The sequence below is a fragment of the Mesorhizobium sp. WSM4850 genome (assembly GCF_055811735.1).
Genome location: NZ_JBVVPV010000046.1, coordinates 1 through 16,910, shown reverse-complemented (window position 1 = coordinate 16,910; position 16,910 = coordinate 1). Strand labels below are relative to the sequence as shown.

At 64.0% G+C, this 16,910-nt stretch carries 13 protein-coding genes; 11 read left to right on the top strand and 2 right to left on the bottom strand.

What is annotated here, in order from left to right; translation table 11 throughout:
* Positions 1-3 precede the first annotated feature (3 nt).
* Positions 4-2,628 (top strand): leucine--tRNA ligase, encoded by a 2,625-nt coding sequence (gene leuS, locus AC0L2Z_RS29325; RefSeq protein ID WP_128168588.1) that lies wholly within the window; start codon positions 4-6, stop codon positions 2,626-2,628.
* Complete coding sequence (locus AC0L2Z_RS29320) at positions 2,615-3,202, top strand: LPS assembly lipoprotein LptE (protein WP_128168587.1); 588 nt, start codon at positions 2,615-2,617, stop codon at positions 3,200-3,202. Before leuS ends, AC0L2Z_RS29320 begins: the two co-directional genes overlap by 14 nt.
* Before the next feature lie 108 nt (positions 3,203-3,310).
* Here AC0L2Z_RS29320 and fsa read toward each other — a convergent pair whose 3' ends face one another.
* Entirely contained in the window at positions 3,311-3,964 is a 654-nt protein-coding gene (gene fsa, locus AC0L2Z_RS29315) for a fructose-6-phosphate aldolase (protein ID WP_128168586.1), read from the bottom strand.
* Positions 3,965-4,152: 188 nt separating this feature from the next.
* Between fsa and AC0L2Z_RS29310 the strand changes: the two genes are divergently transcribed.
* From AC0L2Z_RS29310 to AC0L2Z_RS29280, 7 genes are all read left to right on the top strand, one after another.
* Positions 4,153-6,336: a primosomal protein N' gene (locus tag AC0L2Z_RS29310; RefSeq protein ID WP_128168585.1), complete on the top strand. Its 2,184-nt coding sequence runs from the start codon at positions 4,153-4,155 to the stop codon at positions 6,334-6,336.
* A 301-nt stretch (positions 6,337-6,637) separates the two neighbouring features.
* Complete coding sequence (locus AC0L2Z_RS29305; RefSeq protein WP_023800088.1) at positions 6,638-7,033, top strand: AGROH133_08824 family phage infection protein; 396 nt, start codon at positions 6,638-6,640, stop codon at positions 7,031-7,033.
* Between the two features lie 246 nt (positions 7,034-7,279).
* Positions 7,280-7,840 (top strand): F0F1 ATP synthase subunit delta, encoded by a 561-nt coding sequence (locus AC0L2Z_RS29300; RefSeq protein WP_128168584.1) that lies wholly within the window; start codon positions 7,280-7,282, stop codon positions 7,838-7,840.
* A complete protein-coding gene (atpA, locus tag AC0L2Z_RS29295) occupies positions 7,840-9,369 on the top strand; it encodes a F0F1 ATP synthase subunit alpha (RefSeq protein WP_023800086.1) in 1,530 nt (509 codons plus the stop codon). The genes AC0L2Z_RS29300 and atpA overlap by 1 nt, the downstream gene beginning before the upstream one ends.
* Before the next feature lie 34 nt (positions 9,370-9,403).
* Positions 9,404-10,288, top strand: coding sequence for a F0F1 ATP synthase subunit gamma (locus AC0L2Z_RS29290; RefSeq protein WP_023800085.1), 885 nt, complete (start codon positions 9,404-9,406; stop codon positions 10,286-10,288).
* Between the two features lie 73 nt (positions 10,289-10,361).
* On the top strand, positions 10,362-11,945 hold the full coding sequence (gene atpD / locus AC0L2Z_RS29285; protein ID WP_027154564.1) for a F0F1 ATP synthase subunit beta: 1,584 nt from the start codon (positions 10,362-10,364) through the stop codon (positions 11,943-11,945).
* Between the two features lie 115 nt (positions 11,946-12,060).
* Positions 12,061-12,468: a F0F1 ATP synthase subunit epsilon gene (locus tag AC0L2Z_RS29280; protein ID WP_027154563.1), complete on the top strand. Its 408-nt coding sequence runs from the start codon at positions 12,061-12,063 to the stop codon at positions 12,466-12,468.
* A 219-nt stretch (positions 12,469-12,687) separates the two neighbouring features.
* On the opposite strand, the gene AC0L2Z_RS29275 is transcribed toward AC0L2Z_RS29280, so the two are convergent.
* Complete coding sequence (locus AC0L2Z_RS29275) at positions 12,688-14,172, bottom strand: mannitol dehydrogenase family protein (RefSeq protein WP_473629985.1); 1,485 nt, start codon at positions 14,170-14,172, stop codon at positions 12,688-12,690.
* A 176-nt stretch (positions 14,173-14,348) separates the two neighbouring features.
* Here AC0L2Z_RS29275 and uxaC point away from each other — a divergent pair, with 176 nt between their 5' ends.
* Positions 14,349-15,758, top strand: coding sequence for a glucuronate isomerase (uxaC, locus tag AC0L2Z_RS29270; protein WP_419695118.1), 1,410 nt, complete (start codon positions 14,349-14,351; stop codon positions 15,756-15,758).
* Positions 15,759-15,794: 36 nt separating this feature from the next.
* Positions 15,795-16,772 carry a TRAP transporter substrate-binding protein gene (locus AC0L2Z_RS29265; RefSeq protein ID WP_287050659.1) on the top strand — a complete coding sequence of 326 codons (978 nt, stop codon included), beginning with the start codon at positions 15,795-15,797 and terminating at the stop codon, positions 16,770-16,772.
* The last annotated feature ends 138 nt before the right edge of the window (positions 16,773-16,910 follow it).

Sequence of the window (16,910 nt, the reverse complement as noted above, 5' to 3'; positions counted from 1 at the left end):
CCAATGGCAACCGAACGATACAATCCGCGCGCATCAGAGCCCAAATGGCAGAAGGCCTGGGACGCCAAGAAGCTGTTCGAGGCTGACAACGACGACCCGCGTCCGAAATACTACGTGCTCGAGATGTTTCCGTATCCGTCGGGGCGCATCCATATCGGCCATACCCGCAACTACACGATGGGCGACGTTGTGGCGCGCTACAAGCGGGCCAAGGGTTTCAACGTGCTGCACCCGATGGGCTGGGACGCCTTCGGCATGCCGGCCGAGAACGCCGCGATGCAGAACAAGGTTCATCCCAAGGACTGGACCTATCAGAACATCGCCGCCATGCGCGAGCAGCTCAAGGTCATGGGCCTGTCGCTCGACTGGGCGCGCGAATTCGCCACCTGCGATGTCGACTACTACCACCGCCAGCAGATGCTGTTCCTCGATTTCGTCGAGAAGGGGCTGGTGACGCGCAAATCCTCCAAGGTCAACTGGGATCCGGAGGACATGACGGTGCTTGCCAACGAGCAGGTCATCGACGGACGCGGCTGGCGCTCCGGTGCGCTGGTCGAACAGCGCGAGCTGACGCAGTGGTTCTTCAAGATCACCGACTATGCGCAGGACCTGCTGGACTCGCTGGAGGGCCTCGACGAGTGGCCAGAAAAAGTCAAGCTGATGCAGGCGAACTGGATCGGCCGTTCGGAAGGCCTGCTGATCCGCTGGCCGCTGGCCGCGCCGATTGCTGGCGAGGATGAGCTGGAGGTCTACACGACGCGGCCTGACACCATCTTCGGCGCCTCCTTCATGGCGGTCGCAGTTGACCATCCACTGGCCAAGAAGGCGGCCGAAAACAATCCGGCGCTGGCCAAGTTCATCGACGAGGTTCGCCACATGGGCACTTCGGTGGCGGCGCTGGAAACGGCCGAAAAAAAGGGCATGGATACCGGTATACGAGTCGTCCATCCGTTCGACGCGAACTGGACGCTGCCTGTCTATGTCGCCAATTTCGTGCTGATGGAGTACGGCACCGGCGCCATATTCGGTTGCCCGTCCGGTGACCAGCGCGACCTCGACTTCGCTAACCGATATGGCCTGAAGGTCATTCCGGTGGTGATACCGGAAGGCGAGAACCAAGGAAATTTCCAGATCATTGATGAGGCCTATGTCGGCGACGGCGTGATGATCAATTCGCGCTTCCTCGACGGCATGAAGCCTGATCAGGCGTTCGATGAGGTGGCGAAGCTGCTGGAACAAAAGACCATCGGCAATCGGCCGATGGCCGAGCGCAAGGTCAACTTCCGCCTGCGCGACTGGGGCATTTCGCGCCAGCGCTACTGGGGCTGCCCGATCCCGATGATCCACTGCGAGGATTGCGGCGTGGTGCCGGTGCCGAAGGCGGACCTGCCGGTCAGGCTGCCGGACGATATCGAGTTCGACCGGCCGGGCAATCCGCTCGACCGCCATCCGACATGGCGGCATGTCAAATGCCCGCAATGCGGCAAGGATGCACGCCGTGAAACCGACACGATGGACACTTTCGTCGATTCGTCCTGGTATTTCGCCCGCTTCACCGCACCCTGGGCGAACGATCCGACCGATCCCAAGGCAGCGACCGAATGGCTGCCGGTCGACCAGTATATTGGCGGCATCGAGCACGCCATTCTGCACCTGCTCTATTCGCGCTTCTTTACCCGCGCCATGCGCGAGACCGGCCATGTCGATCTCGCCGAGCCGTTCAGGGGCCTGTTCACGCAAGGCATGGTGGTGCACGAGACCTATCGGGTCGGCAGTGGATCGAACAGCCGCTGGGTTGCTCCCAGCGAGGTGCGGCTGGAAGACGTCGACGGCAAGCGCCGCGCCATCGAAATCGCGACCGGCGAAGAGGCGGTGATCGGCCCGCTCGAAAAAATGTCGAAGTCGAAGAAGAACACAGTGAGCCCGGAAGAGATCACCGACGGCTATGGCGCCGACACCGCGCGCTGGTTCATGCTGTCGGACTCGCCGCCCGAGCGTGACGTCGAATGGACCGACGAGGGTGCCGCCGGCGCGCACCGCTTCATCCAGCGTATCTGGCGCCTGGTGTCGACGGCTGCCGAATCGCTCGCCGGAATCCGACCGGCAGCGGCGAAGGAGGGCGAGGCAGGGACTGTTTCCAAGGCCGCGCACAAGGCGTTGAAATCGGTCGGCGAGGATATTGAAAAGCTCGCCTTCAACCGCGCCATTGCCCGCATCTACGAGCTCGCCAATGCGCTCACCACGCCGCTCAACGAGGCGGCCGAAGGCAAGGCCGATCCGGCGCTCAAGGCTGCCTGCCGGCAGGCCGTCGACATCCTCGTCCATCTGATTGCGCCGGTCATGCCGCATTTGGCCGAGGAATGCTGGCAGACGCTCGGCGGTACCGATCTGGTCGCCGAACGGCCTTGGCCCGTCTATGATCCGGCGCTTGTCGTCGACAGCGAGATCGTGCTGCCGGTTCAGGTCAACGGCAAGAAGCGCGGCGATTTGACAATTGCCCGCGACGCGGACCAAGGTGCCGTCGAAAAAGCGGTTCTGGCTCTCGACTTCGTGCAGAAAGCGCTTGAAGGTAGGGCACCGCGCAAGGTGATCATCGTCCCGCAGAGGATCGTCAATGTCGTTGCCTGATCCGAGGAAGACAGAAGTGACGCATTTGCTGCGCCGTATAACGCTGTATGGCCTGGTCGCTTCGGTTGCGCTGGTTTCGGCCTGCACGGTGCGCCCGCTCTATTCGAGCGCGCCGCTGTCGGCCGGCTCGCAAGTCGGGGCTGCCGCCGAACTCGGGTCCATCTCGGTCAAACCGGTCAACACCCGTTACGCCCAGCAGGTCCGCAACAATCTGATCTTCGCGCTCGGCCAGGGTGCGGGCGAGCCGGCGTCCCCCGCCTATTCGCTCGATCTCGGCGTTACCGAACTTGTTGAATCCGCTGCAACCGTGCAGATCACGACCGATGACGACGAGCCAACGGCGGGCACGGTGACACTGACCGCGAATTATCTCCTGACCGACGCCAGGACCGGCAAGACCATCGCGACCGGCAAGCGCTCGATAGCGTCGTCCTTCGACAGGCCGCGTCAGGAGTTTGCCTCCTACCGGGCGCAAATCGACGCCGAGAACCGCGCGGCGCGCGAGCTGGCGGATCTGCTGCGCCTGTCGATCGCGCAGGATCTGGTCAAGCACGGCAAGACAGTGGCCGGTTAGAATTTTTCGGCTTGGGCCGAGACGTTCCGGTTCCCGCCGAGGCCTGATTGATGGCGCAAAAAAAGGCCGATTGCTCGGCCTTTTTTATGTGAACACCGCGTCTTGATTTCAGCCGATTGTCTGGCCGGTCTTGGCCCAGTCGGCGAGGAATTGCTCCAGGCCCTTGTCGGTCAGCGGGTGTTTTACCAGCGCCTTCAGCGTCGCCGGCGGCGCGGTGATGACGTCGGCGCCGATCAGTGCGGCCTGCTTGACATGGTTCACCGTGCGCACCGAGGCGGTCAGGATCTCGGTCTGGAAATCATAATTGTCGTAGATGGTGCGGATATCCGCAATCAGCTCCATGCCGTCCCAGCCGCTGTCGTCGATGCGGCCGACGAAGGGCGAGATGAAGGAGGCACCGGCCTTGGCGGCGAGCAGCGCCTGGGTGGCCGAGAAGCACAGCGTAACATTGACCATGCGGCCGTCCGACCGGATGTCCTTGCAGGCCCTCAGGCCGTCGAGCGTCAGCGGCACCTTGATGCAGACATTATCGGCGATCCTTGCCAGGATCTTGGCCTCCGCCATCATGTCCTTGTATTCGGTGGCGACGACTTCGGCCGAGACCGGTCCCTTGACGATCTCGCAGATCTCTCTTGTGACGTCGGCGATCTTGCCGCCGGATTTGAGGATCAGCGAAGGATTGGTGGTGACGCCGTCGAGCAGCCCCAAATTATTCAGTTCACGGATTTCCTTGACATCGGCGGTGTCGACAAAAAATTTCATGACGGTCTCCTGAAGATTTTTATCGCATCGGCCCGAAAATCGAATCGATTTTCGGAAGCACGATGCGAGGTTTAAAGTTCTAGAGCGTACTTTGTGCGTCCGGATGGACGCACGTCGCTCTAGTGCGTGTCATGCACATTTGGGGTCGGACTTTGATCTAGACCAAAGTCGGGGCAAGGTCACGCCTCATGATCGAAGATTCGCCCTTTGTCGCGGCCGCACCGGTGCTGGTGCCGATGCCCGCCGAGCGCCCCTACACCTATGCCGTGCCCGCCGGCATGCGCGTGGTGCCGGGCTCGATCGTGCGCGTTCCGCTCGGCCCGCGCCAGGTCGCCGGCATCGTCTGGGACGGAGCCGTCGAAAAGGTCGATGCCAAAAAACTGCGCCCGATCGAGCAGGTCTTCGACTGCCCGCCCATCGACCGCGCTATGCGCCGCTTCGTCGACTGGATCGCGCAATACACGCTGTCGCCGCCCGGCATGGTGGCGCGTATGCTGCTGCGGGCGCCGGAGGCCTTCGACCCGGAACCGTGGATCGAAGGGCTGCAACGCACCTTGGCCAGACCCGACCGTGTGACGGATGCGAGGATGCGCGTGCTGGAGACAGCCGAAGGCGGGCTCGCCTGGACGCGGTCCGGGCTGGCGCATGCGGCCGGCGTGTCGTCGACGGTGATCGACGGGCTGAAGGCGCAAGGCGTGTTCGAGACCGTCATGATCCCGCCGCGACCGGTGGTCGCAGCACCCGACCCAGGCTACGCCCAGCCATCGCTGATGCCGGACCAGCGCGATGCAGCCGAGATGCTGCGCAGCAATGTCGCGGCCGGCGCATTCGGCGTCACGCTGCTCGACGGGGTGACCGGATCGGGCAAGACCGAGGTCTATTTCGAGGCGGTGTCGGCGGCGCTCGACCGCGGCAAGCAGGTGCTGATCCTGCTGCCGGAGATCGCGCTGACCCACGCCTTCCTCGAGCGCTTCCAGGAACGGTTCGGCGCCAAGCCGGCCGAATGGCACTCGGACCTGCCGCCAAGGATGCGCGAGCGTGTCTGGCGGCAGGTGGCGGAGGGTGGCGTGCGCGTCGTTGCCGGCGCGCGTTCGGCGCTGTTTTTGCCGTTCAGGGAGCTTGGGCTGATCGTCGTCGACGAGGAGCACGACCCCGCCTACAAGCAGGAAGACCGCGTCTTCTACAATGCCCGCGACATGGCGGTGGTGCGCGGCCACATCGGCGGCTTTCCGGTCGTGCTCGCCTCGGCGACACCGTCGGTCGAAAGCCGGGTCAATGCGAGCCAAGGCCGCTATAGCAGGGCGGTGCTTTCGGCGCGCTTTGCCGAGGCGGCGCTTCCCGACCTGAAGACGATCGACATGCGCCGCGCCCCGCCGGCACGAGGCGGCTTCCTGTCGCCGGTGCTGCTTGGCCACATGCGCCAGACACTGGAGAAGAAGGAACAGTCACTGCTGTTCCTCAACCGGCGCGGGTATGCGCCGCTGACGCTGTGCCGGGTCTGCGGCCATCGCTTCGGTTGCCCGGTCTGCTCGGCCTGGCTGGTCGAGCACCGCTTTCGCGGCCAGCTCGTCTGCCACCATTGCGGGCACAATGAGCGGCGGCCCGAGGCCTGCCCGGAATGCGGCACGCTCGACCATCTGGTCGCCTGCGGGCCGGGCGTCGAGCGCATCGCCGAAGAGGTCGTCGCGCATTTCCCCGACGCCCGCACCATCGTCCTGTCGTCTGACCTGATGGGCGGCGTGCGGCGGCTGAGGCTGGAGCTTGAAGCCATCGCAAATGGCGAGGCCGACATCGTCATCGGCACGCAGCTCGTCGCCAAGGGCCACAATTTCCCCAACATGACACTGGTTGGCGTGGTCGACGCCGACCTCGGCCTGGCCAATGGCGATCCGCGCGCCGCCGAACGCACCTTCCAGCTACTCAGCCAGGTGACCGGCCGCGCCGGCCGCACCGGCAAGAAGAGCCTTGGCCTGCTGCAGACCTTCCAGCCCGACCACCCGGTCATGCGGGCGATCGTCTCCGGCGACGCCGAGGCTTTTTACGAGCGCGAAATCGCTGAGCGCGAGCGGGCGGTGCTGCCGCCTTTCGGCCGGCTCGCCGGCGTCATCGTCAGTGCTGCGACGCGGGCCGAAGCGGAGGGCCATGCGCGGGGTTTGCGGCGCGCCGCACCTCAGGCCGCCGATCTGTTCGTGCTCGGCCCGGCCGAGGCGCCGCTGTCGCTGATCGGCGGCCGCCATCGCTTTCGCCTGCTGATCCAGGGCGAGCGGCGCGCCGACATGCAAGGGTTCATCCGCACCATGCTGGCCGAGGGACCGAAGCTGCGGGGCTCGGTGCGCGTGCAGGTCGACATCGACCCGCAGAGCTTTTTGTGAGGCGTTTGGAGTTAGTCTAGTCGGCCGCAGGCGGGTCTTGCAATATATTCCAGCACCACACCTCGAGCGCCTCACTCCCTGTGTGGTCTCATGTGGTCATAATGCATAGCATGCATAGCGTTCCATAAAGGAGGAACAGCCCGTCATGAAGCTCTTGGTACGACGCGCATCCATACCGAGGCGGCGGTCGTGTTCGCGTTGGACTGATGCGCGCCCGTAATTCGTGACGCGCATCTGGCGCATGGCTCTTGCTTCGCTAGAATGCCCGAAATTTCGAAACAGCCATTTGCGAGGGGACAGTATGGAATTTGCGTTTCCGTGGCCGATGAGCCAGGGCGAGTGGCTGGCGTGGTCGAGCGCCGTCGTGACCTTGCTGTTCGGGCTGATGTTGTTCCTGGCGCCGGCACTGGCTTTCCGGATACTCAGACTGCAGGTCAAGCCCGAAAAGGCGGCGGCGATCGCCGAAGGGCGCGGCAGGATGTCAGGCTTCTATCTCGGCGTCGGCCTGTGCTGCATTCTGCTGGCGCAACCGCTGCTCTACATGGCGCTTGGCTTTTCCTGGCTGTTCACCGCCTTCGGTCGCCTGCTGTCGATGATGTCGGACAGCGCCAACACACCTTTCAACTGGGCGTCCATCGTGGTCGAACTGGTGCTGGCGGCGCTGCCGCTTGCCTTCGCTTTCGGCTTTGTGCCTTGAATCAAAGGCTAATTCGGGACCGGCGGTCGAACCGCGCCGCCGGATGCGACAATAGTGCCTGAAAACCATGCGGGGCGACGCATTGCGGTCTTAAAATGCCTGTGCTAGACGGCAATCGACTTTCGGCCGGGGATAGCGGAAGCCGCGTCTTCGTGCTTGGAGAAATGCAGTAAGGTCAAAGATTTAGCCAGAGTTTTCGCTCGCGCCAATAATCTGCGGCCTGTCAGACAAGAGAAAAGACGGTCCGTGGCCCAATCGTCATCGCCAATCTCAGGTGTCGCAGAGCGCTATGCGGGTTCGCTGTTCGAGCTCACGCTCCAGGCGAATTCGGTCGGCCAGGTCGAGGCCGACCTCAACAGTTTCGCGGCGATGCTCGAAGGCAGTGCTGATCTGACCCGCCTGATCAATAGCCCGGTGTTCTCCAGCGAGGACCAGGCCAAGGCCCTTGCGGCGATCGCCGACAAGGCAGGGATCACCGGCCTCACCGGCAATTTCCTGCGCGTCGTCGCCCAGAACCGCCGTCTGTTCGCCATTCCCGGCATGATCAAGGCATTCCGCCAGATCGCCGCCGAGCATCGTGGCGAGACCGCCGCTGAAGTGACCTCGGCGCATGCGCTGACCGACGCCCAGCAAACCGAGCTGAAGGCGGCGCTGAAAAGCGTTGCCGGCAAGGATGTCGCGATCACCGTGACCGTCGATCCGTCGTTGCTCGGCGGGCTGGTGGTCAAGATAGGCTCGCGCCAGATCGATACGTCGCTCAAAACCAAACTCAATTCGCTCAAGCTTGCACTGAAAGAGGTCGGCTGATGGACATCCGCGCCGCGGAAATTTCCGCAATTCTGAAAGACCAGATCAAGAATTTCGGCAAGGAGGCCGAGGTCTCCGAAGTCGGCCAAGTTCTGTCCGTCGGTGACGGCATCGCCCGCGTCTACGGCCTCGACAATGTCCAGGCCGGCGAGATGGTCGAATTCCCCGGCGGCATCCGCGGCATGGCGCTCAATCTCGAAGCTGACAATGTCGGCGTCGTCATCTTCGGCGCCGACCGAGACATCAAGGAAGGCGATATCGTCAAGCGCACCGGCGCCATCGTCGATACGCCGGTCGGCATGGGCCTGCTCGGCCGCGTCGTCGATGCGCTCGGCAACCCGATCGACGGCAAGGGCCCGATCCAGGCGACCGAGCGCAAGCGCGTCGACGTCAAGGCGCCCGGCATCATTCCGCGCAAATCGGTGAACGAGCCGATGTCGACCGGCCTCAAGGCCATCGATGCGCTGATCCCGGTCGGCCGCGGCCAGCGCGAGCTGGTCATCGGCGATCGCCAGACCGGCAAGACCGCGATCATCCTCGACACAATGCTCAACCAGAAATCGGTGCACGAGCACGGCCCGGAGAAGGAAAAGCTCTACTGCGTCTACGTCGCCGTCGGCCAGAAGCGCTCGACCGTTGCGCAGTTCGTGAAAGTTCTCGAAGAGCGCGGCGCGCTCGATTATTCGATCATCATCGCCGCCACCGCTTCCGATCCGGCGCCGATGCAGTTCCTGGCGCCGTTCACCGCCTGCACGATGGGCGAATATTTCCGCGACAACGGCATGCACGCGCTGATCAGCTACGACGATCTGTCGAAGCAGGCCGTCGCCTATCGCCAGATGTCGCTGCTGCTGCGCCGCCCGCCTGGCCGCGAAGCCTATCCGGGCGACGTCTTCTACCTTCATTCGCGCCTGCTGGAGCGGGCCGCCAAGCTCAATGACGACAATGGCGGCGGCTCGTTGACGGCTCTGCCGATCATCGAGACCCAGGCCAACGACGTGTCGGCCTATATCCCGACCAACGTCATCTCGATCACCGACGGCCAGATCTTCCTGGAAACCAATCTGTTCTTCCAGGGCGTCCGACCGGCGGTCAATGTCGGCCTGTCGGTGTCGCGCGTCGGCTCCTCGGCGCAGATCAAGGCGATGAAGCAGGTCGCCGGCTCCATCAAGGGCGAGCTCGCGCAGTACCGCGAAATGGCGGCCTTCGCCCAGTTCGGCTCCGACCTCGACGCCGCGACGCAGCGCCTGCTCAACCGCGGTGCACGCCTGACCGAACTCCTGAAGCAGCCGCAGTTCTCGCCGCTCAGGGTCGAAGAACAGGTCGCGGTGATCTTCGCCGGCGTCAACGGCTATCTCGACAAGTTGGCGATCGACCAGGTCAGCAAATTCGAGCATGGCTTGCTCAGCCACATGCGCTCGGCCGGCAAGGAGGTGCTCGACGGCATCCGCAAGGAGAAGGCGCTGTCGGACGATCTGCGCGCCAAGCTGAAGGCGGAGATCGACACCTTCGCCAAGACCTTTGCTTGAACGACGGCCGGACGGACGGGATCAGGTTTGAAGCATGCCTTCACTAAAAGACCTTCGTAACCGTATCGCCTCGGTCAAGGCGACGCAGAAGATCACCAAGGCGATGCAGATGGTCGCCGCGGCGAAGCTGCGCCGCGCGCAGGAGGCGGCGGAAGCAGCGCGCCCCTATTCGGAGCGCATGGGCGCGGTGCTGGCCAACATCACCCAGGCGATCGGCGGCGGCGGCGAGGCCCCGGCGCTGATGACCGGCACCGGCAAGGACGACGTGCATCTGCTCGTCGTCTGCACCGCCGAGCGTGGTCTGTGCGGCGGCTTCAATTCGCAGATCGCACGCCTTGCCCGCGACCACATCCGCAAGCTTTTGGCCGACGGGAAACAGGTCAAGATCATCTGCGTCGGCAAGAAGGGGTTCGACATCCTGCGTCGCGACTATGCGGCGCTGATCCTCGAGCGCGTCGACTTGCGCGAGGTGAAGACGCTGGGCTTCGTCAATGCCGATGGCATTGCCAAGAAGGTCATCCAGCTCTTCAACGAGGGCGGCTTCGACATCTGCACGCTGTTTTACTCGCAGTTCAAATCGGTGATCAGCCAGATCCCGACAACCCAGCAGATCATCCCGGCAGGCGTGCCTACCGCTACCGCCGAAGCGACGGACGGCGGCAGTGCCGTCTATGAATACGAGCCGGAGCCGGGCGAAATCCTCTCCGATCTCATTCCGCGCAACATTTCCGTACAGGTCTTTCGCGCCCTGCTCGAAAACGCCGCCGGCGAGATGGGCGCCAAGATGAGCGCCATGGACAATGCGACGCGCAACGCAGGCGACATGATCAACAAATTGTCGATCACCTACAACCGCCAGCGGCAGGCGCAGATCACCAAGGAATTGATCGAAATCATTTCGGGCGCCGAGGCGCTCTAGGCGCGCTCCCATGAAGGTCGGCGACCTTCAGGCGGATCGCGTGAGAAACAAAGAGACGAAAAGGGTAAAGACGATGGCGAAAGCAGCGACCCCCCAGAAGGCGGCCCCGAAGACCGCCGCGACGGCGGCAGCACCGGCAAAGGCTCCGGCAGCGGCAGCGAAGGCGGCTCCGGCCAAGAAGGCGGCAGCGCCCGCCAAGGCTGCCGCGGCGAAGGCGCCGACCGTTGCCATCAACAAGACCGGCTTGGCCGGCAAGGTTCGCCAGGTCATCGGCGCCGTTGTCGACGTGCAGTTCGGCGAACATCTGCCGGCGATCCTGAACGCCCTGGAAACGTCCAATGTCGGCAATCGTCTCGTGCTCGAGGTGGCTCAGCATCTCGGCGAGAACACGGTGCGCTGCATCGCCATGGACTCGACCGAAGGTCTGGTTCGCGGCCAGGACGTCTATGACACCGGCGCGCCGATCACCGTGCCGGTCGGTCCGGGCATGCTCGGCCGCATCATCAACGTCATCGGCGAGCCGGTCGACGAGGCAGGCCCGGTCGACGGCATCGAGATGCGCTCCATCCACCAGCCGGCGCCGACCTATGTCGAGCAGTCGACGGAAGCACAAATCCTGGTCACCGGCATCAAGGTTCTCGACCTGCTGGCACCCTATGCCCGCGGCGGCAAGATCGGCCTGTTCGGCGGCGCCGGCGTCGGCAAGACGGTGCTGATCCAGGAATTGATCAACAACGTCGCCAAGGCGCATGGCGGCTTCTCGGTGTTCGCCGGCGTCGGTGAGCGCACCCGCGAAGGCAACGATCTCTATCATGAGTTCATCGAGTCCGGCGTCAACAAGAAGGGCGGCGGCGAAGGATCCAAGGCGGCGCTCGTCTATGGCCAGATGAACGAGCCGCCGGGCGCGCGCGCCCGCGTCGGCCTGACCGGCCTGACTGTTGCCGAATATTTCCGCGACCAGGGCCAGGACGTGCTGTTCTTCGTCGACAACATCTTCCGCTTCACGCAGGCGGGCTCCGAAGTGTCGGCGCTGCTCGGCCGTATCCCCTCGGCCGTGGGCTATCAGCCGACGCTGGCCACCGACATGGGCGCGCTGCAGGAGCGCATCACGACGACGACCAAGGGCTCGATCACCTCGGTGCAGGCTATCTACGTGCCGGCCGACGATCTAACCGACCCGGCGCCGGCGACCTCGTTCGCCCACCTTGACGCGACGACCGTGCTCAACCGCGCGATCTCGGAAAAGGGCATCTATCCGGCCGTCGATCCGCTCGATTCGACCTCGCGCATGCTCGACCCGATGGTCGTCGGCGAAGAGCACTACCAGGTCGCCCGCCAAGTGCAGTCGATCCTGCAGCGCTACAAGTCGCTGCAGGACATCATCGCCATCCTGGGCATGGACGAGCTGTCGGAAGAGGACAAGCAGACGGTGGCCCGCGCCCGCAAGATCGAGCGCTTCCTGTCGCAGCCCTTCTTCGTCGCCGAAGTGTTCACCGGCGCGCCGGGCAAGCTGGTCGATCTCGCCGACACCATCAAGGGCTTCAAGGGCCTCTGCAACGGCGACTACGACCACCTGCCGGAAGCCGCCTTCTACATGGTCGGCGGCATCGAAGAAGCGGTCGAGAAGGCACAGCGTCTGGCGGCCGAAGCGGCGTGATTGGTGAATGGTCAATAGTGAATTGTGAATGGGGAGCAGCGGACAGGAAATCGAGGCTGAGTGAAGGTCTTTCGGACCATTCACCATTCACCATTCACCATTCGCTGAGTTGATCATGCCTGAAGCTTTCAAATTCGAACTGGTCTCGCCGGAGCGCCTGCTGGTTTCCGAGCAGGTCGAATCCGTCGTCATTCCCGGCGCCGAAGGCGAAATGACCGTCATGGCCCATCACGCGCCGGTCATGACCACGATCAAGCCCGGCGTCGTCACGGTGAAGACCGCAGAAGGCAAGGCAGAGCGCTACGTCGTGTTCGGCGGCTTTGCCGACATTGTTCCGGCCGGCTGCACGCTGCTGGCCGAATCGGCTGTAGCCGTCGGCGACATCGACCGCGCCGACCTCGCCCGCCGTATCCAGGAAGCCAGGGAAGACGTCGCCGACGCCAAGGACGACGAGACGCGCAGCAAGGCCGAGCAGTTCCTTAGCCAGCTCACCACACTCGAAGGCGCGATTTTGCCGGCATAGGGCGGGGCGCCCTCTTGCCTTCTCCCCTTGTGGGAGAAGGTGGATTGGCGCGCAGCGCCAAGACGGAAGAGGGGTGTTGGACGGAGTGCTGTCGGCGCCAAGCTGGAGCACCCCTCATCCGACCTCGCTTCGCGAGGCCACCTTCTCCCACAAGGGGAGAAGGAAAGTGCCTCAGCCCGTTCGCGATCTACCGCGCGCATGGCGCGTTGCAGGCCGGCCTCAGAGCTTTTCGCCCTCAATGCCCAGCGCTGTGAAAGCAGCAGCCACGCCGCCCTGGCGCAGGCGTTCGAGATGGGCGGCCGCGAGGTCGATCAGCGTCAGGCGCTCGGCACCGCCCTTGGCGAAGCCGGCCAGGTCGAACACCGCCACCACCGCTTCGCCAGCCGACAGATGCCGAGTGTCGAGTGCGGCCAAAGCCAAGTCGAGCGGGTCGGTGAAGTGGTTTTCCGGCAAGGCTTTGCCGCGCGCCTCGCAAGCCGCGATCCAGGCGGCCACCACCAGCATCAGATAGGCGGGCGGGGCACCGTTACTCATCCGCTCCATTGCCGAGGCAATGATGCGCTGAGGCAGTTTCTGGCTGCCATCATTGGCGATCTGCGCCGTCCGATGGGCGAGCGCGGTGTTCGAATAACGCTTGGCGAGCTGGGCCGTGTAGTCGGTCGTGTCGAGCCCGGCGTCTTTCGGCAGTGTCGTGATCGCCTCGGCCCACAATCCGTCGACGAATTGCCGGATCGCCGGATCGGCGAAGGCGCGGTCGACCGTCTCATAGCCGCTGAGCAGGCCAAGATAGGCGATCGCCGAATGCGAGCCGTTGAGCAGGCGCAGTTTCATGTCCTCGAACGGCCCGACGTCACCGACCATGGTGACGCCGTACCTTTCCCAGGCCGGCCTGCCCGCCGGGAAATCGTCTTCGACCACCCATTGGCAGAACGGCTCGGTCATGACAGGCCAGGCGTCGACGACGCCGAGCTGGCCCGATATCCGTGCCCGGTCGGCATCGGTGGTCGCCGGCACGATGCGATCGACCATGCTCGACGGAAATGCCACCTCGTCAGCGATGTGGCGGGCGAGATCGGTACCGCGCAAGGCGGCGAACTCGACCAGCAGCCGGCGCAGCGTGGCGCCATTGGCAGGGAGATTGTCGCAGCACAGCACGGTGAATGGCTGGATACCAGCGACGCGGCGGCGCGCAAGCGCTTCGGCCAGAAAACCATGCGCCGTCCGCGGCATTTCCGGGTTGGCCAAATCGTGGACGATGTCGGGATGGGCTGTGTCCAGTCCGCCACCCGCCGCCCTGAGATAGGCTTTCTCGGTGATCGTCAGCGTGACGATGGCGGTGCGCGGATCAGTCAGCGCGGCCAGCACCGCGCCCGGATCCTCCGGGGCCACCAGCATCGACAGGATCGAGCCGACGACGCGCAGGCTTTCGCTGTCGCTGCTCCTGACCGCCAGCGTGTAGAGCCCGTCCTGCGGCGCCAGCGCATCGCGCGTGTCGGCGCTGCGCAGCGAGACGCCGACAATGCCCCAATCCATCTCTCCTGCCGCCAGGCAATCGTCGACATAGGCTGCCTGATGGGCGCGGTGGAATGCGCCGACGCCGAGATGGACGATGCCGGGTACGACACGGTTGCGGTCGTATCCGGGGACCGCGACCGAGGCCGGCAATGCCTGCCGCGTGCTGTTGGAAAGGCGTCTGTCTGTCATCGTGCGATGGGTCTGATCGAGCTCGTGCCGGGCGTGGCAGGCATGCGGCGTAACATCCGTTTCGTTCCCGCACAATGGGCTGACGTTGCGTTAAAGTCATCATACAACAATCTATTTTTTGTATGTTGACATTATTTCTTTCCGACCCTACCGATGGCCGGGTTGGGAGGAACGACGTGGCCGCATTGACCGATCCGGATCTGCTGTTTCCGTCGGAGGCGCGTCCGCTGTCGTTCGCCCGCGATCTTTACGCAGCTGTCAAGGATCTGCCGATCGTCAGCCCGCACGGTCACACCGATCCGCGCTGGTATGCGCTCAACGAGGCGTTTTCCGATCCAGCGCAATTGCTTGTTGTGCCGGACCATTACATCTTCCGCATGTTGTTCAGCCAGGGCGTCCGGCTCGAGGATCTCGGCGTGCCAACGCTCGACGGCTCACCGGTGGAGACCGACGGCAGAACGATCTGGCGGCGCTTCGCCGAGCACTATTATCTGTTCCGCGGCACGCCGACGCGGCTGTGGTTCGACCATGTGCTTGCCCATCTGTTCGGCATCGAAGAGCCGCTGACGGCCGCAACCGCCGACGGCCATTACGACTCGATCTCGTCCTTGCTGCAGTGGGAGAATTTTCGCCCGCGAGCCCTGTTCGAGCGCTTCAACATCGAGGTCATCGCGACGACCGAAGGCGCGCTCGACGATCTCAGATGGCACCAGATGATCCGCGACAGCGGCTGGGAGGGCCGCGTCGTCACCGCCTACCGGCCGGACGCCGTCGTCGATCCCGATTTCGAAGGCTTTTCTGCCAATCTCGATCGACTCGGCGACATCACCGGCTGCGATACCGGCAGCTGGGCCGGCTATCTCGATGCGCATCGCCAGAGAAGAGCCTTCTTCAAAAGTTTTGGCGCGACCGCGTCGGATCACGGCCATCCGACGGCAGAGACCGCCAATCTGTCGGATGCTGCCGCGCATGAATTGTTCAACCGCATCCGCCGGGGTTCGGACGACGAGCGTGAGCGAAAACTGTTTCGCGCCCAGATGCTGACCGAGATGGCCAAGATGAGCCGCGACGACGGGCTGGTCCTGCAGATCCATCCCGGCTCCTGGCGCAATCATTCGCCTGCCGTCTTCCACAAGTTCGGCAGGGACAAGGGTTTCGATATCCCGACCAGAACCGACTATGTGACGGCGCTGAAGCCGCTGCTCGACTGCGTCGGCCTGGAGCGCGACCTTGCAATCATCCTCTTCACGCTCGACGAGACCAGCTATGCGCGCGAACTGGCGCCACTCGCCGGCGTCTATCCTGCGCTGAAGCTCGGGCCGGCCTGGTGGTTCCACGACAGCCCGGAGGGCATGCGCCGGTTCCGCGAGATGACCACCGAGACTGCCGGCTTCTACAACACCGTCGGCTTCAACGACGACACCCGCGCCTTTCCATCCATCCCGGCCCGCCATGATGTGGCGCGTCGGGTCGATTGCGCCTTTCTTGCGCGTCTCGTCGCCGAGCACCGGCTCCGCGAGGACGAGGCGCACGAGCTGGCGCTGGAACTTGCCTATACGCTCGCGAAAAAGGCGTACCGGCTCTAACGGCGCTTGCCGCCATCGTTCAAACGGGAGGAACCAATGCTGCATTTTTCTAGACTGGCGGGAGCTACGCTACTGGCCGCCGCACTGATGGCCGGAACGGCAAGCGCCCAGACGGTCCTGCGCTCGTCCGACACGCACCCGGACGGCTATCCGACGGTCGAGGCGGTCAAATATTTTGGCGAGCTTGTGAAGGAGCGCACGGCCGGCCGCTATTCAGTCGATGTCTATCATTCCGCGCAGCTTGGCGAGGAAAAGGACACGATCGAGCAGGTGCGCTCCGGCGTGATCGACCTCAACCGCGTCTCGATGGCGCCGTTCAACGGACTCATCCCCGAAACCACCGTGCCCTCGCTGCCCTACATCTTCCGCTCGGAAGACCATATGCACAAGGTCATGGACGGACCAGTCGGCGACCAGATCGCGGCGGCGTTCGAACAGGTCGGGCTGGTGCTGCTCGCCTTTTATGACGGCGGCGCGCGCTCCTTCTACAATTCGAAGAAGCCGATCAACACTGTAGCCGATATGGCCGGCTTGAAATTCCGCGTCATCCAGTCCGACATATTCGTCGACATGGTGGCCGCACTCGGCGCCAACGCGACGCCGATGCCGTATGGCGAGGTGTATTCGGCGATCGAAACCGGGGTCATCGACGGCGCGGAGAACAATTTTCCGAGCTACGACACCGCCAAGCATGCGGAAGTCGCCAAGCACTATTCGCTCGACGAGCACACGATGGTGCCGGAAGCCTTTGTCATGGCGAAGTCGAGCTGGGACAAGCTGACGCCGGAAGACCAGGCGATCTTCAAAGCGGCCGCCAAGGAAAGCGTCGCCAAGCAGCGTGAGCTGTGGGCTGCCAAGGTCAAGGAATCGCGTGCCAAGGTCGAGGCGGCCGGTTCGCAGATCACGACGCCGGACAAGCAGCCCTTCATCGACGCGATGGGACCGGTCTACGAAAAGCACGTCAAGGACGACAAGCTGAAGGCGATGGTCGAAGCCATTAGGGCCGTGCAGTGATCAGCGGCGGCGCGGGGCATAACCGCCCCCCCCCGTTGGGGGAGGACCACGGGCCCCCCCCACACAACAAAGACCCGCCCCGTCCCGGCAAGCGCGCGGGGGGTGGCGCGGGCGCACCGCGGGGCGGGGGGTCGCCCG

What these genes read in the sequence shown, in the direction of transcription:
- AC0L2Z_RS29265 (WP_287050659.1), top strand. Translation starts at nt 15,795, where the DNA reads ATGCTGCATTTTTCTAGACTGGCGGGAGCTACGCTACTGGCCGCCGCA.
- AC0L2Z_RS29275 (WP_473629985.1), bottom strand. Translation starts at nt 14,172, where the DNA reads ATGACAGACAGACGCCTTTCCAACAGCACGCGGCAGGCATTGCCGGCC.
- AC0L2Z_RS29305 (WP_023800088.1), top strand. Translation starts at nt 6,638, where the DNA reads ATGGAATTTGCGTTTCCGTGGCCGATGAGCCAGGGCGAGTGGCTGGCG.
- atpA (WP_023800086.1), top strand. Translation starts at nt 7,840, where the DNA reads ATGGACATCCGCGCCGCGGAAATTTCCGCAATTCTGAAAGACCAGATC.
- fsa (WP_128168586.1), bottom strand. Translation starts at nt 3,964, where the DNA reads ATGAAATTTTTTGTCGACACCGCCGATGTCAAGGAAATCCGTGAACTG.
- AC0L2Z_RS29280 (WP_027154563.1), top strand. Translation starts at nt 12,061, where the DNA reads ATGCCTGAAGCTTTCAAATTCGAACTGGTCTCGCCGGAGCGCCTGCTG.
- AC0L2Z_RS29310 (WP_128168585.1), top strand. Translation starts at nt 4,153, where the DNA reads ATGATCGAAGATTCGCCCTTTGTCGCGGCCGCACCGGTGCTGGTGCCG.
- AC0L2Z_RS29290 (WP_023800085.1), top strand. Translation starts at nt 9,404, where the DNA reads ATGCCTTCACTAAAAGACCTTCGTAACCGTATCGCCTCGGTCAAGGCG.
- atpD (WP_027154564.1), top strand. Translation starts at nt 10,362, where the DNA reads ATGGCGAAAGCAGCGACCCCCCAGAAGGCGGCCCCGAAGACCGCCGCG.
- AC0L2Z_RS29320 (WP_128168587.1), top strand. Translation starts at nt 2,615, where the DNA reads ATGTCGTTGCCTGATCCGAGGAAGACAGAAGTGACGCATTTGCTGCGC.
- leuS (WP_128168588.1), top strand. Translation starts at nt 4, where the DNA reads ATGGCAACCGAACGATACAATCCGCGCGCATCAGAGCCCAAATGGCAG.